Raw genomic sequence first — 25,219 nt, 5'->3', positions numbered from 1 at the left:
CCGCAGATGCGTCACCTTCGTCCGCCTGCGCGCGAGGACTGGTGAGAGTCGGCCGGATCGGGTAGAGACTCACAAGTAGCACCCACCGGTAGTTCCCCATGGATTCGACCGATTCCACCACGGACTCCACCACACCGCGGCGAGGTGACTCCCTTCATGTCCGCACCGACCAAGCCCAAAGTCTCCGAGCGTGAAGCCCGCCAGGTCGCCGAGGCGGCGCGCGAGCAGGACTGGCGAAAGCCCAGCTTCGCCAAGGAACTGTTCCTCGGCCGCTTCCGGCTGGACCTGATCCACCCCCATCCCCTGCCGCCCGCGGACGACGTGCAGCGCGGCGAGGAATTCCTCGCCAAGCTGCGCGACTTCTGCGAGACGAAGGTCGACGGCGCACAGATCGAGCGCGACGCCATGATCCCCGACGCGGTGATCGACGGTCTCAAGGAGCTCGGCGCCCTCGGGATGAAGATCGACACCAAGTACGGCGGCCTCGGGCTCACCCAGGTGTACTACAACAAGGCCCTCGCCCTGGCCGGCTCCGCGAACCCGGCGATCGGTGCCCTGCTGTCCGCCCATCAGTCGATCGGCGTACCGCAGCCGCTGAAACTGTTCGGCACGCAGGAGCAGAAGGACGCCTTCCTGCCCCGCCTGGCCCGCACCGACATCTCGGCGTTCCTGCTCACCGAGCCGGACGTGGGCTCGGACCCGGCACGCCTGGCAACCACCGCCGTCCCCGATGGCGACGACTACGTCCTCGACGGGGTCAAGCTCTGGACGACGAACGGCGTCGTCGCCGATCTCCTCGTCGTGATGGCCAGGGTGCCCAAGAGCGAGGGGCACAAGGGCGGCATCACCGCCTTCGTCGTCGAGGCGGGCTCTCCCGGCGTCACCGTCGAGAACCGCAACGCCTTCATGGGCCTGCGCGGCCTCGAGAACGGCGTCACCCGCTTCCACCAGGTCCGCGTCCCCGCGGCCAACCGCATCGGGCCCGAGGGCTCCGGCCTCAAGATCGCCCTGACCACCCTCAACACCGGCCGGCTCTCCCTGCCCGCGATGTGCGCCGGCGCGGGCAAGTGGTGTCTGAAGATCGCCCGCGAGTGGTCCGCCGTGCGCGAGCAGTGGGGCAAGCCGGTCGCCCACCACGAGGCCGTCGGCTCGAAGATCTCCTTCATCGCCGCCACCACCTTCGCCCTCGAAGCCGTGCTCGACCTGTCCAGCCAGATGGCGGACGAGAACCGCAACGACATCCGCATCGAGGCCGCCCTCGCCAAGCTGTACGGCTCCGAGATGGCCTGGCTGATGGCGGACGAACTGGTCCAGATCCGCGGCGGCCGGGGCTTCGAGACCGCCGACTCCCTCGCCGCCCGTGGCGAACGGGCCGTCCCCGCCGAGCAGTTGCTGCGCGACCTGCGCATCAACCGCATCTTCGAGGGATCGACGGAGATCATGCACCTGCTGATCGCCCGCGAGGCGGTCGACGCCCATCTCGCGGTCGCCGGCGACATCATCGACCCCGACAAGACCCTCGGCGACAAGGCCAGGGCCGGGGCCCAGGCGACCGCCTTCTACGCCCGCTGGCTGCCCAAGCTGGTCACGGGCCCGGGCCAGCTCCCGCGCTCCTACGCCGAGTTCCACCCCCGCGGCCACGTGGACCTGTCCACCCATCTGCGCTATGTCGAGCGAGCCGCCCGCAAGCTCGCCCGGTCCACGTTCTACGCCATGTCCCGGTGGCAGGGCCGGATGGAGACTAAGCAGGGGTTCCTCGGCCGGATCGTCGACATCGGCGCCGAACTGTTCGCGATGAGCGCCGCCTGTGTACGGGCGGAACTGCTGCGGACCACCGGGGACCACGGCCGCGAGGCCTACCAGCTGGCCGACGCCTTCTGCCGGCAGGCCCGCATCCGTGTCGAGGAGCTCTTCGGGCGGCTGTGGAGCAACACCGACGACCTCGACCGCGCCGTGGTCAAGGGCGTCCTCGGGGGCGCGTACACCTGGCTGGAGGAGGGCGTCATCGACCCGAGCGGCGACGGCCCCTGGATCGCCGACGCCACCCCCGGCCCCTCGGAGCGGGAGAACGTGCACCGGCCGATCCGCTGAGCCATCCGCGGGTACGGCCGGGCGCGCCCGGCCGTACCCACTCCTGTCGGCCCCGTGAAGGTGGCGCGGCACGGCCTCGTGACCCACAATCGACCTTCCGTCGGCTCAACAGGGGAACGGGGCACGGATGTTCGGTGCGGGAAACGTCAACAGCGGCCACCGGCACGCCCCCAGGCGGCTGCGCGCCTGCGGCCTGGTGCTGGCCGGGCTGATGGTCACCACGGCCGCGTGCGGCAGCGACGACGGCGGACCGGACAGCGACGGCGCCGGCCGGTCCGCCTCCCCTTCCGGCTCCGCACCGGCGCGCGGAGGCACCGCGCTCACGGAGGCCGCCCTGAAGGACGTCGCCTTCGCCGAGGGCGAGCGGATCGGCTCGTACACCGCGCGGGGCACGGACGGGGCCCCGCTCGGCGACGCCTACACCGCCGACCCGGACCGCTGCGGGCCGCTCGTCTCCCTCGCCGCGGGCGCGACCGCCCACGACCCGGCCGCCGAGGTCCACCGCCAGGTCGACATCGCCGACGAGATGATCGGGACGAGCGTCCTTGTGCAACTGCGCTCCTACGCGGGGGACGGGGCCGCCGCCGTGATGAAGGACCTCGCCGCGGCGGGCGACGCCTGCGCCGGCGGCTACACCGAGGAACGCGCCATCGCGCGGGCCAGGGTCCTGAAGGTCGAGCCCGCCGGGGCGCCCGCGATCGGGGACGAGGCCGTGGCGTTCCGGTTCACCGTCCTCGATGTGAAGGGAAAGCTGAGGCTGTACGAGTACCTGACCGTCGTCCGGTCCGGATCGACCACGCTCTCCTTCCGCGCCGACTTCCTCGGCACCAAGGACATCAAGGCCGTGCCCCGGGAGATCGTCGACGCCCAGTGGAAGAAGTTCTCCGCCGCCCGGAGCCGGGCCTGACCGCAATTGGCGAGCGGGGCCCGACCACACCCGGTGGCAACGCAGGGGGACGCCCTGTCCGGGCGGAGAGGCTCAACGGCCACAATGGGGGGATGAGCGACAGCCCATCACCCCTCGCCGACCCGCATCTGACCTTCGACGCGCTGGAAGGACGCCGGGACATCGTCGTCCTCGGCTCGACCGGGTCCATCGGCACGCAGGCCATCGACCTGGTGCTGCGCAACCCCGACCGCTTCCGCGTCACCGCGCTGTCCGCCGCCGGCGGACGGGTCGGCCTGCTGGCCGAGCAGGCGCACCGGCTGCGCGTCGAGGCCGTCGCCGTGGCCCGCGAGGAGGCCGTGCCCGCGCTGCGCGAGGCGCTGGCGGCGCGGTACGGCTCCGAGCCCCTGCCCACCATCCTGGCCGGCCCGGGCGCGGCCACCGAGCTCGCCGCCTCGCCCTGCCACACGGTGCTCAACGGCATCACCGGCTCCATCGGTCTCGCTCCCACCCTCGCCGCGCTCGAAGCCGGCCGCACGCTCGCGCTGGCCAACAAGGAGTCGCTCATCGTCGGCGGGCCCCTGGTCAAGGCGGTCGCCAAGCCCGGTCAGATCATCCCGGTTGACTCCGAGCACGCCGCGCTGTTCCAGGCGCTTGCCTGCGGCACCCGCGCCGATGTGCGCAAGCTCGTGGTCACGGCGTCGGGCGGTCCCTTCCGGGGCCGCACGAGGGCGGAGCTCGCGGACGTCACACCCGAGGACGCCCTCGCCCACCCCACCTGGGCGATGGGCCCGGTGATCACCGTCAACAGCGCGACCCTCGTCAACAAGGGGCTCGAGGTCATCGAGGCGCACCTCCTCTACGACATCCCCTTCGACCGCATCGAGGTCGTCGTCCACCCCCAGTCCTACGTCCACTCGATGGTGGAGTTCACCGACGGCTCCACGCTCGCCCAGGCCACTCCGCCGGACATGCGGGGCCCGATCGCGATCGGCATCGGCTGGCCGGAACGGGTGCCTGACGCGGCCCCCGCGTTCGACTGGTCCACGGCGTCGACCTGGGAGTTCTTCCCCCTCGACAACGAGGCGTTCCCCTCCGTCGCACTCGCCCGGCACGTGGGGGAGCTGGGCGGCACGGCCCCGGCGGTGTTCAATGCGGCGAACGAGGAGTGCGTCGAGGCGTTCCTTGCGGGGCGGCTGCCGTTCAACGCCATCATGGATACGGTCACCCAGGTGGTCTCCGAGCACGGCACCCCCGCGCCGGGAACCTCGCTCACCGTGGCCGACGTTCTCGAGGCGGACGCCTGGGCCCGTGCCAGGGCCCGTGAGACGGCGGCGACGTACACACACAGCGGCGAAGAACGGCCTGCGGAGGCTCGCGCATGACGATGGTGTTGACGGTTCTCGGCATGGTGCTGTTCGGGGTGGGACTGCTGGTCTCCATCGCCTGGCACGAGCTGGGCCATCTGTCGACGGCGAAGCTGTTCGGCATCCGGGTGCCGCAGTACATGGTCGGCTTCGGCCCGACCCTGTTCTCACGGCACAAGGGCGAGACGGAGTACGGCATCAAGGCCATCCCGATGGGCGGCTACATCCGCATGATCGGGATGTTCCCGCCCGGCGAGGACGGCCGGATCGAGGCCCGCTCCACCTCCCCGTGGCGCGGGATGATCGAGGACGCACGCTCCGCGGCGTACGAAGAGCTGCGGCCCGGCGACGAGACGCGGCTGTTCTACACGCGCAAGCCGTGGAAGCGCGTCATCGTGATGTTCGCGGGGCCGTTCATGAACCTCGTGCTCGCGGTGGCGATCTTCCTCGGCGTGATGATGACCTTCGGAACTCCTACGCAGACCACCGAGGTGGCGGGCGTTCAGAAGTGCGTCATCGAGCAGAGCGAGAAGCGCGACAAATGCGCCGCCGGCGATCCCGAGTCGCCCGCAGCCCTCGCGGGCCTGAAGGAGGGCGACCGGATCGTCGCCTTCAACGGGGAACGCATCGACGACTGGAGCACCCTGTCGAGCCGCATCCGCGAGACGATCGGCCCCGCCACCATCACCGTCGACCGCGCCGGCGCCGAGCAGGTCCTGAACGCGACGCTCATCGAGAACATGGTCGTCAAGAAGGACGCGGACGGTGAGGTCGTCGAGGGCTACGAGCCCGCGGGCTACCTCGGCTTCGCCGCCCGGACCGAGATCCTGCCCCTGTCCTTCGGTGATTCCGTCGACCGCATGGGCGACATGATCGAGAACGGCGCCGAGGCGATCATCGCGCTGCCCACCAAGGTCCCCGACCTGTGGGACGCGGCCTTCGGCGACGGTGAACGCAAGGACGACTCTCCGGTCGGCGTCGTCGGCGCGGCCCGGCTCAGCGGCGAGGTGCTCAACCTCGACATGCCGACGACCAACATCGTCGCCACGTTCCTGATGCTGCTCGCCGGCTTCAACCTCTCGCTGTTCCTGTTCAACATGCTGCCGCTGCTGCCACTGGACGGCGGACACATCGCGGGCGCCCTGTGGGAGTCCGTGCGGCGCGGGATCGCCAAGCTGTTCCGGCGTCCCGACCCGGGCCCGTTCGACGTGGCGAAGCTGATGCCCGTCGCCTATGTGGTGGCCGGGATCTTCATCTGCTTCACCCTGCTCGTGCTGGTCGCCGACATCGTCAATCCGGTGAAGATCAGCTGAGGCGATCACCCTTGTGACGGCCGGACACCCCTCGTGTCCGGCCGTCACCTTTGGGTGGAGTCGGGGCGGCGGATGTGCCCGGCCGAACGCCAGTGCCGTAATCTCGGGTGCTGGAGCCCGCCGATCTCGGGACCTCGATCCACACCTTGGGGTTGCACAGCAGATGACTGCAATTTCTCTCGGAATTCCGTCCGTTCCGACGAAGCTCGCCGACCGGAGGGTCAGCCGGAAGATCCAGGTCGGTTCCGTCGCGGTCGGCGGCGACGCACCGGTCTCGGTGCAGTCGATGACGACCACCAGGACCTCCGACATCGGAGCGACGCTGCAGCAGATCGCCGAGCTCACGGCGTCGGGCTGCCAGATCGTCCGGGTGGCGTGCCCCACCCAGGACGACGCGGACGCCCTCGCGACCATCGCGAAGAAGTCGCAGATCCCGGTCATCGCGGACATCCACTTCCAGCCGAAGTACGTCTTCGCCGCGATCGAGGCGGGCTGCGCCGCGGTGCGGGTGAACCCGGGCAACATCAAGCAGTTCGACGACAAGGTCAAGGAGATCGCGAAGGCGGCGGGGGAGAGCGGCACCCCGATCCGTATCGGCGTCAACGCGGGCTCCCTCGACCGCCGCCTGCTGGAGAAGTACGGCAAGGCGACTCCCGAGGCGCTCGTCGAGTCCGCCCTGTGGGAGGCGTCGCTCTTCGAGGAGCACGGCTTCCGCGACATCAAGATCTCGGTCAAGCACAACGACCCGGTCGTGATGGTCAACGCCTACCGACAGCTCGCCGCCCAGTGCGACTACCCCCTGCACCTCGGCGTCACCGAGGCCGGCCCCGCCTTCCAGGGCACGATCAAATCCGCGGTCGCGTTCGGCGCGCTCCTCGCGGAGGGCATCGGCGACACCATCCGCGTCTCCCTCTCCGCCCCGCCCGCTGAAGAGGTCAAGGTCGGCATCCAGATCCTCGAGTCGCTCAACCTCAGGCAGCGCCGCCTGGAGATCGTCTCCTGCCCGTCCTGCGGCCGCGCCCAGGTCGACGTCTACAAGCTGGCGGACGAGGTGTCGGCGGGCCTGGAGGGCATGGAGGTCCCGCTGCGCGTCGCCGTCATGGGCTGTGTGGTGAACGGACCGGGCGAGGCCCGCGAGGCCGACCTCGGTGTCGCCTCCGGCAACGGAAAGGGCCAGATCTTCGTCAAGGGCGAGGTCATCAAGACCGTGCCCGAGTCCAAGATCGTCGAGACGCTGATCGACGAGGCGATGAAGATCGCCGAGCAGATGGAGAAGGACGGCGTCGCGTCCGGCGAGCCCCAGATCTCCATCGCCGGCTGATCGCGTACGAAGCCTCCGAAGGCCCCGCCGTCCTCACCGGGCGGCGGGGCCTCGTGCTGTCCGGGGCCGCGTGCCCACGCGGAAGGGCGCGGCCGCCGCTCGCCTTCTCCTGCGAAAGCGCCGCCGCCGCTGGTTCGGCCGGGCCGTGCCTCACGCGGAAGCGCCGCCGCCGCTCGCCTCGTCCCGCGGAAGCGCCGCGGCCGCCGGATCCGGCCCCCTTTTCCCGGAATCGGACACGACGTCGAGGCGGCAGGTAAAGTGCCAGGATCAGCAAACCGCATGGTGAGGCCCCTCGTGTTGACGCAGACCACCACCCGGGTCCTCGACCCCGGCGAACTCGGCGCAGCGCTCGCCATCCTCGAGAGCGATCCCGTGGCGAATGCTTTCGTCACCGCCCGGGTCCAGGCAGCGGGTCTCGATCCCTGGCGCCTCGGCGGCGAGATGTGGGGCTGGTACGCGGACGGCCGACTGCGCTCCCTGTGCTACTCCGGCGCCAATCTCGTCCCCGTCTGTGCCACGCCCGAAGCCGTGCGCGCCTTCGCCGACCGGGCCCGCAGGACCGGCCGCCGCTGCTCGTCGATCGTCGGCCCCGCCGAACCCACCGCCGCGCTGTGGCGGCTGCTCGAACCGAGCTGGGGACCGGCCAGGGACATACGCCCGCACCAGCCGCTCATGGTCACGGACAAGGTTCCCGATGACATCGAGCCCGACCCGTACGTCCGCCGCATCCGCAAGGACGAGGTCGACGTGATCATGCCGGCCTGCGTGGCGATGTTCACCGAGGAGGTCGGCGTCTCGCCCCTCGCCGGTGACGGTGGCCTGCTCTACCAGGCTCGCGTCGCCGAACTCGTCGGCACGGGGCGGTCGTTCGCGCGCATCGAGGACGGCAAGGTCGTCTTCAAGGCCGAGATCGGCGCAGCGACCGCCAAGGCATGCCAGATCCAGGGCGTCTGGGTCGCACCCGAGTACCGCGGCCGCGGACTGTCCGAGACGGGCATGGCAGCCGTCCTGCGCTTTGCGCTCGCCGACGTCTCGCCCGTCGTCAGCCTGTACGTCAACGACTACAACACCGCCGCGAGGGCCGCCTACCGCCGGGTCGGATTCCGCGAGGTCGGAGCCTTCATGAGCGTGCTGTTCTGACGCCTGCCGCGGCCTGTGACCGCACGGTGCCGACCGCCGGCCGCGGCAAGTAGGGTTCCCGTCATGGCAGCACACCCCGGCGTCGTGGTAGGACCGCTCGACCTCGCGGCGCGCGTCGACGAGGCCCTCGCGGTACAGGCCCTCGCCTTCGGACTCAGCGACGAAGAGATCGACATCCGCCGCTACATCGTGCTGCGGCATCTGAAGAACTCCGGCGCGCGGGCACTCGGCGCGACCACCGAGGACGACCGCCTCGTCGGCTTCGTCTACGGCATGCCCAACGACCGCACCCACTGGTGGTCCACCGTCGTGGAGCCCTATCTGCGCGGCAACGGCAGCGACACCTGGCTCGACGACTCGTTCGTGATCACGGAGCTGCACGTCCACCCCGCGTTCCAGGGCCGTGGCGTCGGCCGTGAGCTGATCACCACGATCACCGACACCGCCGGCCAGCCGCGCTCCATCCTGTCCGCCATCGACACCGAGAGCCCCGCACGGGCCCTCTACCGCAGGCTCGGCTACCACGACCTGGCGCGGCGGGTCATGTTCCCGAGCGCGCCGAGTCCCTACGCGGTGATGGGCGCGTGGCTGCCGCTCTCGCGGCCGTGATCCGGCCCGGCCGCCCCGCCGTGCGGCGGGTGCCGCACGGCAACTGATTTCCGCCTCCCGCCGCCGCCCGGCTAACCTCCTGCACATCACACGTTCCGAGCAGGAGTTCACCATGGCCCAGGTCCAGCGCATGTCCCGTCTGATGGTCAAGACACTGCGCGACGACCCGGCGGACGCCGAGACGCTCAGCCACAAGCTCCTCGTCCGTGCCGGTTACGTCCGCCGCAACGCCGCGGGGATCTGGTCCTGGCTGCCGCTGGGCAAGCGCGTCCTGGAGAACGTCGCCCGCGTCGTACGCGAGGAGATGGACGCGATCGGCGCGCAGGAGGTCCTGCTGCCGGCCGTTCTCCCCAAGGAGCCGTACGAGGCGACGGGCCGCTGGGAGGAGTACGGAGCCGAGCTGTTCCGCCTCAAGGACCGCAAGGGTGCCGACTACCTCCTCGGTCCCACGCACGAGGAGATCTTCACCCAGCTGGTCAAGGACCAGTGCACGTCCTACAAGGACCTGCCGGTGATCCTCTACCAGATCCAGACCAAGTACCGCGACGAGGCGCGTCCGCGTTCGGGCATCCTGCGCGGCCGCGAGTTCCAGATGAAGGACTCGTACTCCTTCGACACCTCCGACGAGGGCCTCGCCGAGTCCTACGCCCTGCACCGCGAGGCGTACGTGAAGATCTTCGAGCGGCTCGGCCTGCAGCACAAGATCGTCTCCGCGGTCTCGGGCGCGATGGGCGGCTCGGCGTCCGAGGAGTTCCTCGCGCCCGCCGCGGCCGGTGAGGACACCTTCGTCTACTGCCCCTCCTGCGACTACGCCGCCAACACCGAGGCCGTCACCTTCGCGCTCGCGCCCGTCGAGAGCGCGGACCACGGCCCGGTCGAGGAGCTGGACACCCCCGACACCCCGACGATCGAGACGCTCGCCGCGCACCTCGGCGTCCCGGCGTCGGCGACCCTGAAGAACCTCCTCGTCAAGGTCGACGGCGAGATCGTCGCGGTCGGCGTCCCCGGCGACCGCGAGGTCGATCTCGGCAAGCTCGGCGACCACCTCGCGCCCGCGACCGTCGAACTGGTCACCGCCGAGGACTTCGTGGACCGCGCCGATCTGGTCCGCGGTTACGTCGGCCCGCAGGGTCTTGAGAAGGTCCGCTACATCGCCGACCCGCGCGTCGCGCCCGGAACGGCCTGGGTCACCGGAGCCAACAAGCCCGACACCCACGCGAAGAACGTCGTCGCCGGCCGTGACTTCGAGGTCGACGAGTACCTGGACGTCGTCGTGGTCGAGGAGGGCGACCCCTGCCCGAAGTGCACCACCGGCCTCAAGCTGGACCGCGCGATCGAGATCGGCCACATCTTCCAGCTGGGCCGCAAGTACGCCGACGCCTTCCAGCTCGACGTCCTCGGCCAGAACGGCAAGCCGGTCCGCGTGACGATGGGCTCGTACGGCATCGGCGTCTCGCGCGCGGTGGCGGCCCTCGCCGAGCAGACCGCGGACGACAAGGGCCTGTGCTGGCCGAGCGAGATCGCCCCGGCGGACGTCCACGTCGTCGCCGCCGGCAAGGCGCTCCAGACCGAGCTGGCGCTCGACGTGGCGGAGCAGCTCGGTGCCGCGGGCCTGCGCGTCCTGGTGGACGACCGCGCGGGCGTCTCGCCGGGCGTGAAGTTCACCGACGCGGAGCTGATCGGCGTCCCCAAGATCCTTGTGGCGGGCCGCCGCTCGGGCGAGGGCGTGGTCGAACTGAAGGACCGCCGCACGGGGGAGCGCGAGGAGCTCCCGGTGGCGGAGGCAGTGGCGCGCCTGCGGGGCTGACGCTCGTACCCGAGGCTCCTCCCCGCACGCCGTGCGGGGAGGAGGGCCCACCACCTCGGGGCTGAGTCCCGTTCGGGGGTCCCCTGCGGGCGTGAACCCCCAACCGGACCTCGGCACCTCACACTCCCGCTACGGCCAGCGGCTGCGGGTGGGGGTCTCCCCGGCGGGGCCAGGGATGCCCCGGGGGCTGGATCGGCTGCGCGAAATCAGCCCGGTCCGGGGATACCCGGGGCAAAGCCCAGGGGGAGTGGAGTGCCCCACCTCAGGCGGTACGGCTTCGGGGTGAAGCCCCGAAGCCCGCGCCGCAAGGGCGCAGAGCCGTGGGGTCCGGGGCGAAGCGGTTCGGGGAGGGGCGCGGGAGGGGACACAGCCCCGGCCCCGTTACAACCAGCTCGCGAACTCCAGCGCCAGCTCACCCTCCGCGCGACGGCCCCCCGCCACCGCCCGCGTGCCGGATTCGACCGCGCGGAACAGCGCCCAGCCGCGCAGGCGGTCGCGGTCCACCTCCAGGGAGTCCGCCAGGCGGTTGACCCGGCGGCGGGCCGACGACGCGCCGCCGGACGCGGCCACCAGGTCCTCGACCCGGTCGCGCACCAGGCGCGCCAGGTCGTAGGCGCGTTCGCCCAGCACCGGCTCCGGGCCCACGGCGAGCCACGGTGCGCGCTCGCCCGCCAGGACCTTGCCCTGGCGGAAGTTGCCGTGCAGCAGCAGCAGTTCGGGCGGAAGCGCCAGAAGCTCCTCGCGCACGGCGAGCGCCGCCGCGACGAGCGGCTCGTCGAAGGCCCGCATCGCCTCCGCCTGCCGCGCCGTACGCTCGGCCACCGTCTCGAATCCGTGGCTCGCGGGCGGCTCCACCCACAGCCGGCGAACCGTTCCGGCAGCCTCCAGCAGTGCCTTCGCCTCCGGCAGCGACCGCAGCGAGACATCGGGCTGCAGCCGCTCCAGGAGCAGGCCGTTCCCGTCCTTGTCCTCCTCCAGCAGGCGTACCGCTCCCCACCCGTTCCAGTGCGCGAGCGCCGCCCGCTCCAGGGCGGGCGCGGCGGCGGGCGGGGCGAGCTTCAGCGCGGCGGGCGCACCGTCGGGACGGCGTACGAGAAGGACGAGGCCGCTCCGGCCGCCCGGCACCACCACCCGTTCGACGTCCAGCCCCCGTCGGTCCACCGCCTCCTGAACGGTCTTGGGCAGGTGCCCGAGCCACTCGTCGTTCTCACCGAGTGCCCGGACCAGCCGCTGCGGCGGTTCGAAAGCCATACGTGGTGCGTTCCCTTTCCGGTTCAGCCGATTGCAGACGAGGTCAGCCGCTTCGGCCGGCGGCCCGCTCGGCGAGCCCAGGAAAGGCTACGCCGCTGCCGCGCCAGCGCACGGCACGGACCGCGGCCTCGCGCAGCGCCGCCGCGGCCTCCTGCCGCAGCGGTCCTTCCACCGCCCGCACGAGGTCGGAGCACACACCCGCGACCCGCTCCTCCAGTTCCGCGGCGAGCCGGACCGCCGCGGCGGAGTCCGGCACGTCGAACGGCAGCGCGTAGGCGGCCGCGGCGACGGCGGGCTCGGCGCCGAGGTCGCGCGCCGTGCGGGTGAGCGCGTCCCGGCGGGCGCGGTGCGCCGCATGGGCGGCGGCGGCCTCCCGGGCCCGGTCCTCGTCGATCCGGCCGCCGACCACCCCGTACCCGTAGACCGCCGCGTGCTCCGCCGCGAGCGCGGCCTGTACGGCGTCCACCGCGCTCATCACGCGTCCCCCTTCGTCAGCAAGTACGCGTGTACGGCGCCGGCGGCGGCCACCGACGCCAGCAGCCGGGCCAGCTCCGGTTCCGCTTTCAGGAGCGCCGCGGTGTGCTCGTCCGCGGTGCGCCGCTCGGCCGCGGCGAGCGCCTTGAGCGCTGCGGCGGGGTCGTCCGGGGCCGGGCCGTCGGCCATCTTGGGCGCGGCGCCCGAGGGCGACGGGGAGGCCGGCACTGCCGTGGCGCCCGCGAGGGCAGGGACATGTGCGGCCACGTCCGTGCGCAGCGGCGACAGCCGGTCGGCGAGCGCGGGATGGCGGGCGATCACGGCGTCGTACTCGTCGAGCAGCGCCTGGCTCCGAGCCGCGAGACGCCGGCGCAGCGCCTTCTCCGCCCGTGCCGGATCGGCGGCCTTCCCGGCGGCCGGCCGCTGCCCGGAAGCACCTCCCGTGCAGCCGGTCACCACCGCGGCGGCCGCCGCACCCGTCGCCAGCAGCGCACCTCGTCGCGTCGTCCCGGTGCGCCCCACGCGTGTCTCCTCGGCCCTCTTGGTGATCATCGCCGCAGGCGAGCGTACCCGCGGGTCCGGCGCCGGTGGACGGCAACACCCTCCGGGACCGGATACCCTTTCCTTCGACACGCGACGATCCCACAACAGCACACGCGGCCGAGGAGTCACCCGGATGAGCACCACCCAGAGCGAGAGGCTGCGCGGGCTGCTGGAACCGCTCGTCAGCGCCGCCGGACTGGATCTGGAAGAGATCGAGCTCTCCCGGGCGGGCCGCCGCCGCACGCTGAGGATCATCGTCGACTCCGACGACGGCGTGGAACTGGACGCGTGTGCCGAGCTGAGCCGCTCCCTCTCCGAGAAGCTGGACGAGACGGACGCGATGGGCGAGGGCGAGTACGTCCTCGAAGTCAGCTCCCCCGGCGCCGACCGGCCCCTGACCGAGCACCGCCACTACGTGCGCGCCACCGGGCGTCTGGTGAGACTGCAGCTGCACGAGAGCGGGGAGCTGGTCGCCCGCATCCTCACCGTGGACGACGAAGGACTCGACCTCGAGATCCCGGGCGTGAAGGGGCGCAAGCCCACCGCCCGCAGGGTCGCGTTCGACGAGATCGCCAAGGCGCGCGTCGAGATCGAGTTCAGCCGCAAGGACAAGCAGGGCGAGAAGGACGAGAAGGAAGAGGAGGCGTAGCCATGGATATCGATGTGAAGCTCCTGAGGGGCTTGGCACAGGAGAAGGAGATCGCCTTCGACCTGTTGGTCGAGGCCATCGAGTCGGCCCTCCTCATCGCGTACCACCGCACGGAGGGCAGCCGTCGGCACGCCCGTGTGGTGCTCGACCGGAACACCGGCCATGTGACGGTGTGGGCGAAGGAGGACCCGTCCGATCTGGAGGAGGGCCAGGAGCCCAAGGAGTTCGACGACACCCCGTCGGACTTCGGCCGGATCGCCGCGAGCACCGCCCGCCAGGTCATCCAGCAGCGCCTGCGGGACGCGGAGAACGACGTCACCTTCGGCGAGTACGCCCGGCGTGAGGGCGATGTCGTCGCGGGCCAGGTGCAGCAGGGCAAGGACCCGAAGAACGTCCTCGTCAAGCTGGACGACAAGCTCGAGGCGATCCTGCCCGTGCAGGAGCAGGTCCCGGGCGAGGAGTACACCCACGGCCTGCGTCTGCGCACCTATGTGGTCCGGGTGGCCAAGGGTGTGCGCGGCCCCTCAGTGACCTTGTCCCGCACCCACCCGAACCTGGTGAAGAAGCTGTTCGCCCTCGAGGTCCCGGAGATCGCGGACGGCAGCGTCGAGATCGCGGCGATCGCCCGTGAGGCCGGTCACCGCACCAAGATCGCCGTCCGCTCCACCCGCTCCGGCCTGAACGCCAAGGGCGCATGCATCGGGCCGATGGGCGGCCGGGTGCGCAATGTCATGGCGGAGCTGCACGGCGAGAAGATCGACATCGTGGACTGGTCGGACGACCCCGCCGAGATGGTGGCGAACGCCCTGTCGCCCGCTCGGGTGAGCAAGGTGGAGATCGTCGACCTGGGCGCCCGCTCCGCGCGCGTGACCGTGCCGGACTACCAGCTGTCGCTGGCGATCGGCAAGGAGGGGCAGAACGCCCGCCTCGCCGCCCGCCTCACGGGCTGGCGCATCGACATCCGCCCCGACACGGAGCAGACCTCCGACCAGGGCTGAGGAATGGAACCGCGGGCGGCCCTGTTGTGACTGGTCGGGTCGGCGTGGATCAGGACAACAACCGTTCGATTTTTGCCCCAAAGGGGTGAGGTCGGTGCGGGGAGGTAGACTTAACCGTGTCTGGCCGGACGCATGCCCGCGTGTGCCCTGAGCGAACCTGTGTGGGATGCCGGGAGCGAGCGGCCAAGAGCGATCTGCTGCGCATCGTGGTGATCGAGGGCGAGTGCGTCCCCGATGATCGCGGTACGCTGCCCGGCCGGGGTGCGTACGTGCACCCCGCCTTGGTCTGTCTCGACCTGGCGGTTCGCCGCAGGGCGTTCCCGAGGGCCTTCCGGGCCAAGGGACCGCTCGAGACCGCCGACGTCAGGCGGTATGTCGAGCAGGCAGCACCGTAAGAACAAAGAAGTACGGCACGGAACCCCGTGCGGTCAGGTACCTCGCGAGTTGGAAGTAGGTCGAGATTGCGATGAGCACTCGATGAGTACGCGATGAGTACGCCCATGAAGTAGCGACGGTCCGGCGGTAACCCGGACCTAAAAGGAGCGAAGTGGCTAAGGTCCGGGTATACGAACTCGCCAAGGAGTTCGGCGTGGAGAGCAAGGTCGTCATGGCCAAGCTCCAAGAACTCGGTGAATTCGTCCGTTCGGCGTCCTCGACGATCGAGGCGCCGGTTGTACGCAAGTTGACTGACGCGCTGCAGGGTCCCGGCGGTAACGCCGGCAAGACCGCAGCCAAGCCCGGCGCGCCCCGCAAGGCGACGCCGTCCAAGCCTGCCGCGCCCTCCCCGGCGCAGGCGGCACGTCCCGCTGCCCCCAAGCCCGGCGCCCCCGCGCCGAAGCCTCCGGTGGCAGAGAAGCCCGCGACGCCGGCCCCCGGCCCGCGTCCTACGCCGGGTCCCAAGCCCGCACCGGCCAAGCCCGCTCCGGCGGCTCCGGTGCCCGCAGCCGAGTTCTCGGCTCCCGCCCCGGCACAGCCGTCCACCCCGCAGGCCCAGCGTCCCGCGGGTGCCACCCCCGGTCCGCGCCCGGCCCGTCCGGCTCCGGCCGGCGGTCAGCGTGACGGTGGTCGCGGCGGCGAGCGTCCGGCGCGTCCCGCCGGCGGTCAGGGCGCTCCGCGCCCGGGTGGCCGTCCGGCCGGTCCCCGTCCGGGCAACAACCCCTTCACCTCTGGTGGCTCCACCGGCATGGCGCGCCCGCAGGCGCCCCGTCCGGGTGGTGCTCGTCCCGGTCCCGGCGGTCCCGGCGGTGCCGTTCCCGGTGCTCCGCGTCCGCAGGGCGGCCCCGGCGGCGCTCCGCGTCCGCAGGGCCAGGGCGGTGCCCGTCCGACCCCGGGCGGCATGCCCCGTCCGCAGGCCCCGCGTCCCGGCGGTGGCCCGGCAGGTAACCGGCCGAACCCCGGCATGATGCCGCAGCGTCCTGCTGCCGGTCCCCGTCCTGGTGGCGGTCCCGGTGGCGGCGGTCGCGGTCCCGCGGGTGCCGGTCGTCCCGGCGGTGGTGCCGGTCGTCCTGGTGGCGGTGGCGGCGGCTTCGCCGGTCGTCCCGGCGGCGGTGGCGGCGGCGGTCGTCCCGGCGGCGGTGGCGGCGGCTTCGCCGGTCGTCCCGGTGGCGGTGGCCCCGGTGGCGGCGGCGGCTTCGGCGGCGGTCGTCCCGGCTTCGGTGGTCGTCCCGGCGGCCCCGGTGGCCGTGGTGGCACGCAGGGTGCCTTCGGCCGTCCCGGCGGTCCGGCGCGTCGCGGTCGCAAGTCGAAGCGGCAGAGGCGCCAGGAGTACGAGGCCATGCAGGCCCCGTCGGTCGGCGGCGTGATGCTGCCTCGCGGCAACGGCGAAGCCATTCGCCTGTCGCGCGGTGCGTCGCTCACCGACTTCGCGGAGAAGATCAACGCCAACCCGGCGTCGCTCGTCGCGGTCATGATGAACCTCGGCGAGATGGTCACCGCGACGCAGTCCGTCTCCGACGAGACGCTGCTGCTGCTCGGCGGCGAGATGAACTACACCGTCCAGATCGTCAGCCCGGAGGAGGAGGACCGCGAGCTTCTCGAGTCCTTCGACATCGAGTTCGGCGAGGACGAGGGCGGCGACGAGGCCCTGGTCTCGCGTCCGCCGGTGGTGACCGTCATGGGTCACGTCGACCACGGTAAGACCCGTCTGCTCGACGCGATCCGCAAGACGAACGTCGTGGCGGGCGAGGCCGGTGGCATCACCCAGCACATCGGTGCCTACCAGGTCTCGACCGAGGTCAACGACGAAGAGCGTCGCATCACCTTCATCGACACCCCGGGTCACGAGGCGTTCACCGCCATGCGTGCCCGTGGTGCGAAGTCCACGGACATCGCGATCCTCGTGGTCGCGGCGAACGACGGTGTGATGCCCCAGACGATCGAGGCGCTGAACCACGCCAAGGCGGCCGACGTGCCGATCGTGGTCGCCGTCAACAAGATCGACGTCGAGGGTGCGGACCCGACCAAGGTGCGCGGTCAGCTCACCGAGTTCGGTCTGGTGGCCGAGGAGTACGGCGGCGACACCATGTTCGTCGACATCTCCGCCAAGCAGGGTCTCAACATCGACTCCCTGCTGGAGGCCGTGGTCCTCACCGCCGACGCCTCGCTCGACCTGCGGGCCAACCCGGAGCAGGACGCGCAGGGCATTGCGATCGAGTCCCACCTCGACCGCGGTCGAGGCGCCGTCTCGACCGTCCTGGTCCAGCGCGGCACGCTGCGCATCGGCGACACCATGGTCGTCGGCGACGCGTACGGCCGTGTCCGGGCGATGCTCGACGACAAGGGCAACAACGTGGAGGAGGCGACTCCGTCGACTCCCGTCCTGGTCCTGGGTCTCACCAACGTTCCGGGCGCCGGCGACAACTTCCTGGTCGTCGACGAGGACCGTACGGCCCGCCAGATCGCCGAGAAGCGCGCCGCGCGTGAGCGCAACGCCAACTTCGCCAAGCGCACCCGCCGGGTGTCCCTCGAGGACCTCGACAAGGTGCTCAAGGCCGGTCTGGTCCAGGAACTCAACCTCATCATCAAGGGCGACGCGTCCGGTGCGGTCGAGGCTCTCGAGTCCTCGCTGCTCCAGCTCGACGTCGGTGAAGAGGTCGACATCCGGGTCCTGCACCGCGGTGTGGGTGCGGTCACCGAGTCCGACATCGACCTGGCGATGGGCTCCGACGCCATCGTCATCGGTTACAACGTCCGTGCGGCCGGCCGTGCCGCGCAGATGGCGGAGCGCGAGGGCGTCGACGTCCGGTACTACTCGGTGATCTACCAGGCCATCGAGGAGATCGAGGCGGCCCTCAAGGGCATGCTCAAGCCGGAGTACGAAGAGGTCGAGCTCGGTACGGCGGAGATCCGCGAGGTCTTCCGCTCGTCCAAGCTGGGCAACATCGCGGGTGTTCTCATCCGCTCCGGCGAGGTCAAGCGCAACACCAAGGCCCGACTCATCCGCGACGGCAAGGTCATCGCGGAAAGCCTCAACATCGAGGGCCTGCGTCGCTTCAAGGACGACGTCACCGAGATCCGCGAAGGCTTCGAGGGCGGTATCAACCTCGGAAACTTCAACGACATCAAGGTCGACGACGTCATCGCGACGTACGAGATGCGCGAGAAGCCGCGCGGCTGACACGCAGCTAGTCCGGGGCCGGTCGGCGGAAGAAACTCCGTCGATCGGCCCCGGCCGTTGCGTGTACGGTTTGGATGTCCCTGCCAAGCGCTGGCAGGCGTCATGAACCCGAACCGGCGGGACATCCGGTCACACATGTATGTGGGGACGCTGTCCTTCGATCTGCTCCTCGGCGACGTACGGTCGCTGAAGGAGAAGCGTTCCGTGGTCCGCCCGATCGTCGCCGAGCTCCAGCGGAAGTACGCGGTGAGCGCGGCCGAGGTGGGCGGGCAGGACCTCTACCGGCGGGTCGAGATCGGCCTCGCGGTGGTGTCCGGCGACACGGGACATCTCACGGACGTACTGGACCGTTGCGAGCGCCTTGTCGCCGCCCGGCCCGAGGTGGAGCTGCTCTCGGTTAGACGCAGGCTCCACAGCGACGAAGACTGAATGAGCACCGCAGCAGGAACTGCAGGAACTGCAGGAATTGCAGGAACAAAGGGAGAAGGACCAGTGGCCGACAACGCGCGGGCGAAGAAGCTGGCAGACCTCATCCGGGAGGTGGTCGCCGAGAAGCTGCAGCGCGGCATCAAGGACCCTCGGCTCGGATCGCACGTGACCATCACGGACACCCGCGTCACCGGTGACCTTCGGGAGGCCACGGTCTTCTACACGGTCTACGGCGACGACGAGGACCGGGCCAGTGCCGCGGCGGGCCTGCAGAGCGCCAAGGGCATCCTGCGTTCCGCGGTCGGCGCGGCGGCGGGCACCAAGTTCACGCCGACCCTGACGTTCGTGGCCGACGCCCTTCCGGAGAACGCCAAGACGATCGAGGACCTCCTCGACAAGGCGCGGGCCTCGGACGCCAAGGTGCGCGAGGCGTCGTCCGGCGCCGCGTACGCCGGCGAGGCAGACCCGTACCGCAAGCCCGAGGACGAAGCCTCGGAATGACACAGCGCATCACACCGCCCGACGGACTTGTCATCGTCGACAAGCCGTCGGGCTTCACTTCGCACGACGTCGTCGCCAAGATGCGCGGGATCGCAAGGACCCGGCGCGTCGGACACGCGGGGACGCTCGACCCCATGGCCACCGGCGTACTCGTCCTCGGCGTCGAAAAGGCCACCAAGCTCCTCGGCCACCTCGCGCTGACCGAGAAGGAGTACCTCGGCACCATCCGGCTGGGGCAGAACACCGTCACCGACGACGCGGAGGGCGAGATCACGTCCTCGGCCGATGCCTCCGGGGTCACCCGGGAGGCGATCGACGCGGGTGTCGCCGAGCTGACCGGCGACATCATGCAGGTGCCGTCCAAGGTCAGCGCCATCAAGATCGACGGCAAGCGGTCGTACGCGCGCGTGCGCGGCGGCGAGGAGTTCGACATCCCGGCCCGACCGGTGACCGTCTCCTCGTTCCACGTCTACGACGTGCGGGAGGCGACCACCGAGGACGGCCTGGCCGTCGTCGACCTCGTCGTCTCCGTGGTCTGCTCCTCCGGCACGTACATCCGGGCGCTCGCCCGTGACCTCGGTGCGGCTCTGGGCGTCGGCGGCCACCTCACGGCGCTACGCCGGACCCGGGTCGGTCCCTACGGGATCGATGCGGCGAAGACGCTCGACCAGCTCCAGGAGGAGCTGACCGTGATGCCGATCGCCGAGGCCGCCGCGGCCGCCTTCGCCCGCTGGGACGTGGACGAGCGGCGGGCGAAGCTGCTCGCCAACGGGGTGCGGCTGGACATGCCGACCCATGACACGTCGCCGGTGGCGGTCTTCGGCCCCGGCGGGCGCTTCCTGGCGCTGGTCGAGGAGCAGAAGGGCAAGGCCAAGAGCCTCGCCGTCTTCGTCTGACCACGCAGGACGCCTCGTGGCACGGGCGGTGCCGCTGCCCGTGCCACGATCCCCCTCGCTTCCCCCACCCAGAGGTCTGTCCGCCGCACCGCCCGGATTCACCTCATCGTGCAGGCGCTCGGAGTACCTGGCGGCGCATTTGGGGGCGCGTTCCCGACGCGGCCTCACGCGCTGATCATCGGCGACCTACCGTCGGACGTATGGAACGCGGTAGTTCGGCAACATTGGTACGGATCTGCGATCTGGCCGGGCGGCCGTTGGGCACCGGCTTCGTCGCCGACGAATCGGGCACGGTCGTCACAGGTCGGGAGACCGTCGACGGACCGGACGCCGTGCTCATCAGGGCAGCGGGCGGCCGGGAATGCACCGTCGGCGCCGAGGCCGTCACCCTGCTCCCCGGCCACGGCCTCGCCCTGGTCCGCACCCCCGGCCTCGCGGTACCCCCGCTGCCCATCGGCGCACGCGACCCGGTCGCCCCCGGCACATATGTACGGCTTGCCGCGGGCGGCTGGCGCGAGGCCCGTGTCCTCGGCGCCGCCCTCGGCGCCGAGGAAGCCGGAGCCCTGGAGCTGGCCATGGGGACGGACGGCAGCGACGCGCTGCGGCGCGAGCGGTCGGCAGTCGGAGGGCCCGTGCTCGACGCGGTCACCGGCGCGGTCCTCGCCGTCCTCGCCCCGCCCCCGCCGCCCGGTCACCGCGCGGCGGTGATCGTCCGCCCTCTGCGCCCCGGCCCGGCCGGCGGACCGCTCGCCGCGCTGCTCCGGCACAACGCCGCCACCGTTCCCGCGTACGGCGAGGACCTCAACCTCGCCGCCGTCCTCGAACTCACCGCCGCCTCCCTCGCGCCCACGCCAGGACCCAGCGCCCGGCCCGACCCGGTCGAGCGGCCGGAGGTCGCGGCGGAGCTCGCCGCGTTCACCCGGTCCGCGCCCGGCGTGCTGGGGCTCGTCGGCGCGGCGGGCACGGGCCGTACGACGGAACTCTCCGCGCTCGCCGGGCGGCGCTCACACGGTCCCGGACCGGCCCCCACCCTCTGGCTGCGCGGTGCGGACCTGCACACCGGCGACACCTCGATCGCCGACGCGATGGCACGGACGCTGCTGCACGCGGCACGCATCCGGGCCGCCGCCGCAGGGACGGACGACCTCGCGGGCATCACCCCGCGGCGGGCGGCGCAGCTCGCCCGCGAAGCGGACCGGCCCCTTCTCGTCGTCCTCGACGGGCCCGAGGAGATGCCGCCCGCCCTGGCGCACCGGCTCGCGCAATGGGCCTCGGGCACCGCGGACTGGGTCGGCAGCCACGGCGTGCACCTGGTCGTCGGCTGCGGCCCCGAGCACTGGGAACAGGCCGCGCCGCTGTACCGCGCGCACGCGCCCGGGGCGCGTGCGACATGCACCACCGCCGTACGGATCGGCGACCTCGGCCCCGCACAGGCGCGGCTGGTGCGGGAGCGGTACGGCCTGCCCGAGCACGCACTCGCCGAGCGGGACGCACAGCATCCGCTGGCCCTGCGGCTGCTCGCCGAGGTACGGCGGGCCCTGCCCGCGGGGGCGGCCGGGCGGCCGGGACGCGAGGAGATCTTCGCCGCCTGGCTGGACCTGCTCTGCCTGCGCGTCGCGGTCCGCGTCGCCGCCGCCGGCAGCCCGCCCCTGCGCGGGTCCGCGGTGCGGCGGCTCGCGACGAGGGTGGCCGGCCAGGTGCACGAGGCCGCACGGTGCTGCCTCGGCTCCGGACCGGGCGCACTGGACCGCCGGTCCTTCGAGGCGCTCTTCCCCTGGGCGTCCGGCTGGGCGCCCGCCGTGCTCACCGAGGGACTGCTCGTCCCGGCCGGCGCGGGCTACCGCTTCGCCCACCAGGAGTTCGCGGACTGGATCCAGGGCGCCCACCTGGACCTCGCCACCGCGCTGCGTGAGCTGGTGCACCGCCGTGACCGGGCCTCGGACGCCTCACCGCCCGTACCGCACCATTGCACCGGCCCGGTCGTGCAGGCCATGCTGCTCCTCGCCCGGCAGCACGGCCCCGACCGGCTCGCCGCCGAACTCGCCGGTCTCGTCGGCGCGTTGGACCGCATCGACGCCTCGGAGGAGGACCAGGAGGCCCGCTGGTGGGCGGTGCGGCTGCTCACCGAGGTGCTGGGCCGCGTGCCGGACGCCGAGCCGTACACAGGCGTGCTGCGGCAGCTCGCCCGGCACGTCGTCACCGTGCCCGCCGACCGGAAGCACTTCGGGCCCGCCTTCTGGGCACGGCTGCCGCTCGGCGAGGCGTCCCGCCTCGACCTCCTGCGCCGACTCGTCCCGGCCGACCCGATGCCGGGCGCCGGCGGAGCTGCGCCGCGCTACCTCGACCTGGCAGCGCAGCGACTGGCCTCCGACCCCCGGACCGTACAGCCGCTGCTGTGCCGGTGGTTCACCGACGACACACCGCTCGCCGCCGGACCGGACGCGGCCGTGCGGCCCACCGTCTCGGCCGCCGCGCAGGCCCTGCTGTATGCCCGGCGCGGCCACGACGCCGACGGTCTCACCGAGGCCCTCGTCGCCACGCCGCACCCCCGGGCCTTCGAACTGCTCGCCGTCCTCGCCGACGACCTTCCCGCCGCCTACTGCCGCGCGGTCCACCGCTGGGCGCGCGACCCGCGTCCCGACCGCAGAGCCGCGGCCGCCGCCCACGCCCGGGCCGCCGACGCCGCGATCACCGCCGATGCCGACCGCGAACTGCTGCGCAGTGCCGCGGCCGCACTGCTCGTCCGCCCGGGGCCGCTGAGCGGTCCGGCACTGGCCCTCCTCGTCCGCGACCCCGTCAGCCGCGGCCACCACCTGGACCGGGCGCTCGCCCGCTTCGCCGACGGTGACCCGCAGCTGCCCCCGGCCGCCTTCACCGGTGCGCTCTCCACCCACCCCGGCCCCGTGCTCGCCGCCTTCCGGACCCGGCTGCTGACGCCCGGCGCCGCCGACGCGGGCGACCTGCTGGACGTGCTCGCCCGGGCCACCACCCCCACCACCGCCCGGCCCGTCGCCGCCCTTGTGTGCGAGTACGTCGACCACAAGCCCGGCGGCGCGGCGCACGCCGCGGCCTACGTCGAGCACCGCCTGGAGCACCGACCCATCGACCGCGCCGTCCTCTTCCCCCTCGTCACCCGCCTGCTGCGCGGCAGACCCGCCCGCGTACGCAGCGCGCTCGCACCCGTACTCGCCGCACCCGGCAGCCCCGCCTCCCGCCCGCTGCGCACCGAGCTGCTCGACATGCTGCTGTGCTACGAGCAGTACGAGGCCCGCGACCTGGAGGTGCTCGAGGCCGTGCTGCGGGCGCTGGCCCTCGGCTGCGGGGTCCGCGACGAGGCCACGGACAGGGCCCTGCTGCACCGCACCGGTCTCCTGCTCGTCCGCAGCCCCGGCGGCGCGGCCCGCCTGGACCGGCGCCTCGTGGAACTGGCCCGGGCCGCGCCCTGCTTCGCCGCCGCGATCGCCGGATGGCTCGCGGAGGACCCGCAGGAGTGGGCCCTGGTGGCCGGACCGCACACCTGGCGGGCGCTGTGGAGGCCCGCCAGTCAGGTGCCGATGCGAAGCGGGCGCCACGGGCATGGCAGTCTTAGACCTGCGTAATCGTTAATGACGTACACGGGTTCGGGCGAGGAGCGGTCACAGTGCAGCGCTGGCGTGGCTTGGAGGACATCCCCGAGGACTGGGGACGCAGCGTCGTCACCATCGGCTCCTACGACGGGGTGCACCGCGGACACCAGCTGATCATCGGCCGTGCCGTGGAGAAGGCGCGTGAGCTGGATGTGCCGTCCGTCGTCGTCACCTTCGACCCGCACCCCAGCGAGGTCGTGCGCCCCGGCAGCCACCCGCCGCTGCTTGCGCCCCACCACCGCCGTGCGGAGCTGATGGCGGAGCTGGGCGTCGACGCGGTGCTCATCCTGCCGTTCACCGTCGAGTTCTCGAAGCTGTCGCCCGCCGACTTCATCGTGAAGGTGCTCGTCGACAAGCTGCACGCCTGCGCGGTCATCGAGGGCCCGAATTTCCGCTTCGGCCACAGGGCCGCGGGGAACGTCGCGTTCCTCACCGAGATGGGAGCCACCTACGACTACGAGGTGGAGGTCGTCGACCTGTTCGTGTCCGGCGAGGCGGGCGGGGGCGAACCGTTCTCCTCGACCCTGACCCGCCGCCTGGTCGCCGAGGGCGACGTGACGGGTGCCGCCGAGATCCTCGGCCGCCCGCACCGCGTCGAGGGCATCGTGGTCCGCGGCGCCCAGCGCGGGCGCGAGCTCGGCTTCCCCACGGCGAACGTGGAGACACTTCCGCACACCGCGATCCCCGCGGACGGCGTGTACGCGGGGTGGCTCACGGCGAACGGCGAACGCATGCCGGCGGCGATCTCCGTCGGCACGAACCCGCAGTTCGACGGGACGGAACGCACGGTTGAGGCGTACGCGATCGACCGGGTCGGCCTCGACCTCTACGGCCTGCATGTGACGGTGGACTTCCTCGCGTTCGTGCGCGGCCAGGAGAAGTTCGACTCGATCGACGCGCTGCTGGTGGCGATGGCGGACGACGTGAAGCGCTGCCGCGAACTGACGTCGTCGGCCCAGCCGTAGGGCTGGGCCGTGCCCCCGGCCCGCGGGCCCGAGCGGCGTGTGCCCAGCGTTTCGTGCGGGTGCGCTGTGGTCATGCGCGTGCGGCTCGGTCCGCGCCACGTGCCCCTGCGGGCGCGGCCTCATTTGGTGTGTGACGTTCTGCCGGCGCTGCCTGGTCCGCGGGCGTGGCTCCGTGCCCCGTGCCCGTTGCCCGGTGCGCCGACGCGGTCAGGAACCGGGCGGATGCACGGGGCGGATCCCCGGGTTCTGTGCTGCTCGGTCCACGGGCGTGGCTCCGTACCGGTGCGCCGACGCCGGGGTGTGCGCACCGCGCCGCGCGGCGGGCGGCGGCGGGAACAGTTGCACGGGGCTGGCTTCGCGCCGGTGCCCCGGTGCGCCGACGTCGGAGGTGTGGGCACTGCACCGCGCGGCGGGAACCTGGGCGGGTGCACGGGGCTGCCTTCGCCCTGATGACCCGGTGCGCTGACGTCGGGGTGTGCGCACTGCGCAGCGGGCGCGGCCGGGGTCGTGGGGGCGGAATCCCGGGTCTGGGCTCGGTTCGCGGGGTGGCTTCGCGGTGACCCCGGTGTGCAGACGTCGGAGTGTGCGCACCGCGTCGCGCGGCGGGCGCGGCAGGGGGTCACGGGGGTGGAGCCCCCGGGTCTCGTCAGAGTTCCGGGAAGGGGTGGGGTGGGGTGGGGTGGGGGATTCCCACGACACAGCCGGCCGCAGGGACCGGCGGCCACGCGCCCCCTAGC

20 protein-coding genes are annotated in these 25,219 nt (G+C 72.1%); 17 read left to right on the top strand and 3 right to left on the bottom strand.

Going from position 1 to position 25,219, the window contains the following annotated elements:
* Positions 1-156: 156 nt before the first annotated feature.
* The 8 genes from J7E88_RS31860 (at position 157) to J7E88_RS31825 (ending at position 10,534) form a co-directional block, all read left to right on the top strand.
* Positions 157-2,091, top strand: coding sequence for an acyl-CoA dehydrogenase family protein (locus J7E88_RS31860; protein ID WP_215186930.1), 1,935 nt, complete (start codon positions 157-159; stop codon positions 2,089-2,091).
* A 127-nt stretch (positions 2,092-2,218) separates the two neighbouring features.
* Entirely contained in the window at positions 2,219-2,998 is a 780-nt protein-coding gene (locus tag J7E88_RS31855; RefSeq protein WP_215186929.1) for a hypothetical protein, read from the top strand.
* 92 nt (positions 2,999-3,090) lie between these two features.
* Positions 3,091-4,362, top strand: coding sequence for a 1-deoxy-D-xylulose-5-phosphate reductoisomerase (dxr, locus tag J7E88_RS31850; RefSeq protein WP_215186928.1), 1,272 nt, complete (start codon positions 3,091-3,093; stop codon positions 4,360-4,362).
* Positions 4,359-5,657 (top strand): RIP metalloprotease, encoded by a 1,299-nt coding sequence (locus J7E88_RS31845; RefSeq protein ID WP_215186927.1) that lies wholly within the window; start codon positions 4,359-4,361, stop codon positions 5,655-5,657. Before dxr ends, J7E88_RS31845 begins: the two co-directional genes overlap by 4 nt.
* Positions 5,658-5,820: 163 nt before the next feature.
* Positions 5,821-6,978, top strand: coding sequence for a flavodoxin-dependent (E)-4-hydroxy-3-methylbut-2-enyl-diphosphate synthase (gene ispG / locus J7E88_RS31840; RefSeq protein ID WP_215186926.1), 1,158 nt, complete (start codon positions 5,821-5,823; stop codon positions 6,976-6,978).
* A gap of 279 nt (positions 6,979-7,257) precedes the next feature.
* On the top strand, positions 7,258-8,118 hold the full coding sequence (locus J7E88_RS31835) for a GNAT family N-acetyltransferase (protein ID WP_215186925.1): 861 nt from the start codon (positions 7,258-7,260) through the stop codon (positions 8,116-8,118).
* A gap of 63 nt (positions 8,119-8,181) precedes the next feature.
* Positions 8,182-8,727 carry a GNAT family N-acetyltransferase gene (locus J7E88_RS31830; protein WP_215186924.1) on the top strand — a complete coding sequence of 182 codons (546 nt, stop codon included), beginning with the start codon at positions 8,182-8,184 and terminating at the stop codon, positions 8,725-8,727.
* Positions 8,728-8,839: 112 nt separating this feature from the next.
* Positions 8,840-10,534, top strand: a complete 1,695-nt coding sequence (locus J7E88_RS31825) for a proline--tRNA ligase (RefSeq protein ID WP_215186923.1) — start codon at positions 8,840-8,842, stop codon at positions 10,532-10,534.
* Between the two features lie 381 nt (positions 10,535-10,915).
* On the opposite strand, the gene J7E88_RS31820 is transcribed toward J7E88_RS31825, so the two are convergent.
* From J7E88_RS31820 to J7E88_RS31810, 3 genes are read right to left on the bottom strand one after another with little or no spacing between them, the layout of a single operon-like run.
* A complete protein-coding gene (locus J7E88_RS31820) occupies positions 10,916-11,785 on the bottom strand; it encodes an aminoglycoside phosphotransferase family protein (protein WP_215186922.1) in 870 nt (289 codons plus the stop codon).
* A gap of 43 nt (positions 11,786-11,828) precedes the next feature.
* Complete coding sequence (locus J7E88_RS31815) at positions 11,829-12,260, bottom strand: DUF4439 domain-containing protein (protein ID WP_215186921.1); 432 nt, start codon at positions 12,258-12,260, stop codon at positions 11,829-11,831.
* Positions 12,260-12,811 carry a hypothetical protein gene (locus tag J7E88_RS31810; RefSeq protein ID WP_251023514.1) on the bottom strand — a complete coding sequence of 184 codons (552 nt, stop codon included), beginning with the start codon at positions 12,809-12,811 and terminating at the stop codon, positions 12,260-12,262. The genes J7E88_RS31815 and J7E88_RS31810 overlap by 1 nt, the downstream gene beginning before the upstream one ends.
* Positions 12,812-12,935: 124 nt before the next feature.
* Between J7E88_RS31810 and rimP the strand changes: the two genes are divergently transcribed.
* From rimP to J7E88_RS31765, 9 genes are all read left to right on the top strand, one after another.
* A complete protein-coding gene (rimP, locus tag J7E88_RS31805; protein WP_215186920.1) occupies positions 12,936-13,451 on the top strand; it encodes a ribosome maturation factor RimP in 516 nt (171 codons plus the stop codon).
* Between the two features lie 2 nt (positions 13,452-13,453).
* Entirely contained in the window at positions 13,454-14,449 is a 996-nt protein-coding gene (gene nusA, locus J7E88_RS31800; protein ID WP_215186919.1) for a transcription termination factor NusA, read from the top strand.
* A 116-nt stretch (positions 14,450-14,565) separates the two neighbouring features.
* Positions 14,566-14,844, top strand: coding sequence for a YlxR family protein (locus J7E88_RS31795; protein ID WP_215186918.1), 279 nt, complete (start codon positions 14,566-14,568; stop codon positions 14,842-14,844).
* A 152-nt stretch (positions 14,845-14,996) separates the two neighbouring features.
* Positions 14,997-18,065: a translation initiation factor IF-2 gene (gene infB / locus J7E88_RS37185; protein ID WP_215186917.1), complete on the top strand. Its 3,069-nt coding sequence runs from the start codon at positions 14,997-14,999 to the stop codon at positions 18,063-18,065.
* Positions 18,066-18,200: 135 nt separating this feature from the next.
* Positions 18,201-18,494, top strand: coding sequence for a DUF503 domain-containing protein (locus tag J7E88_RS31785; RefSeq protein ID WP_215186958.1), 294 nt, complete (start codon positions 18,201-18,203; stop codon positions 18,492-18,494).
* Between the two features lie 63 nt (positions 18,495-18,557).
* On the top strand, positions 18,558-18,995 hold the full coding sequence (rbfA, locus tag J7E88_RS31780; RefSeq protein ID WP_215186916.1) for a 30S ribosome-binding factor RbfA: 438 nt from the start codon (positions 18,558-18,560) through the stop codon (positions 18,993-18,995).
* Complete coding sequence (gene truB, locus J7E88_RS31775) at positions 18,992-19,891, top strand: tRNA pseudouridine(55) synthase TruB (RefSeq protein ID WP_215186915.1); 900 nt, start codon at positions 18,992-18,994, stop codon at positions 19,889-19,891. Before rbfA ends, truB begins: the two co-directional genes overlap by 4 nt.
* A 200-nt stretch (positions 19,892-20,091) precedes the next feature.
* Positions 20,092-23,490 (top strand): trypsin-like peptidase domain-containing protein, encoded by a 3,399-nt coding sequence (locus J7E88_RS31770; protein WP_215186914.1) that lies wholly within the window; start codon positions 20,092-20,094, stop codon positions 23,488-23,490.
* Between the two features lie 41 nt (positions 23,491-23,531).
* Complete coding sequence (locus tag J7E88_RS31765) at positions 23,532-24,482, top strand: bifunctional riboflavin kinase/FAD synthetase (RefSeq protein ID WP_215186913.1); 951 nt, start codon at positions 23,532-23,534, stop codon at positions 24,480-24,482.
* The last annotated feature ends 737 nt before the right edge of the window (positions 24,483-25,219 follow it).

The organism is Streptomyces sp. ISL-10 (genome assembly GCF_018614575.1).
In the GTDB taxonomy this organism is placed as follows: domain Bacteria; phylum Actinomycetota; class Actinomycetes; order Streptomycetales; family Streptomycetaceae; genus Streptomyces.
Note: the sequence above shows the minus strand (reverse complement) of the source record. Positions and strands in the feature narration are given on the sequence as shown.

Bases quoted from the DNA above. Each gene is read 5' to 3' on its own strand.
- J7E88_RS31820 (WP_215186922.1), bottom strand. From the start codon at position 11,785: ATGGCTTTCGAACCGCCGCAGCGGCTGGTCCGGGCACTCGGTGAGAAC.
- nusA (WP_215186919.1), top strand. From the start codon at position 13,454: ATGGATATCGATGTGAAGCTCCTGAGGGGCTTGGCACAGGAGAAGGAG.
- J7E88_RS31785 (WP_215186958.1), top strand. From the start codon at position 18,201: ATGTATGTGGGGACGCTGTCCTTCGATCTGCTCCTCGGCGACGTACGG.
- J7E88_RS31815 (WP_215186921.1), bottom strand. From the start codon at position 12,260: ATGAGCGCGGTGGACGCCGTACAGGCCGCGCTCGCGGCGGAGCACGCG.
- J7E88_RS31825 (WP_215186923.1), top strand. From the start codon at position 8,840: ATGGCCCAGGTCCAGCGCATGTCCCGTCTGATGGTCAAGACACTGCGC.
- ispG (WP_215186926.1), top strand. From the start codon at position 5,821: ATGACTGCAATTTCTCTCGGAATTCCGTCCGTTCCGACGAAGCTCGCC.
- J7E88_RS31830 (WP_215186924.1), top strand. From the start codon at position 8,182: ATGGCAGCACACCCCGGCGTCGTGGTAGGACCGCTCGACCTCGCGGCG.
- J7E88_RS31845 (WP_215186927.1), top strand. From the start codon at position 4,359: ATGACGATGGTGTTGACGGTTCTCGGCATGGTGCTGTTCGGGGTGGGA.
- J7E88_RS31810 (WP_251023514.1), bottom strand. From the start codon at position 12,811: ATGATCACCAAGAGGGCCGAGGAGACACGCGTGGGGCGCACCGGGACG.
- J7E88_RS31835 (WP_215186925.1), top strand. From the start codon at position 7,258: ATGGTGAGGCCCCTCGTGTTGACGCAGACCACCACCCGGGTCCTCGAC.
- truB (WP_215186915.1), top strand. From the start codon at position 18,992: ATGACACAGCGCATCACACCGCCCGACGGACTTGTCATCGTCGACAAG.
- J7E88_RS31770 (WP_215186914.1), top strand. From the start codon at position 20,092: ATGGAACGCGGTAGTTCGGCAACATTGGTACGGATCTGCGATCTGGCC.
- J7E88_RS31855 (WP_215186929.1), top strand. From the start codon at position 2,219: ATGTTCGGTGCGGGAAACGTCAACAGCGGCCACCGGCACGCCCCCAGG.
- dxr (WP_215186928.1), top strand. From the start codon at position 3,091: ATGAGCGACAGCCCATCACCCCTCGCCGACCCGCATCTGACCTTCGAC.
- rimP (WP_215186920.1), top strand. From the start codon at position 12,936: ATGAGCACCACCCAGAGCGAGAGGCTGCGCGGGCTGCTGGAACCGCTC.
- J7E88_RS31860 (WP_215186930.1), top strand. From the start codon at position 157: ATGTCCGCACCGACCAAGCCCAAAGTCTCCGAGCGTGAAGCCCGCCAG.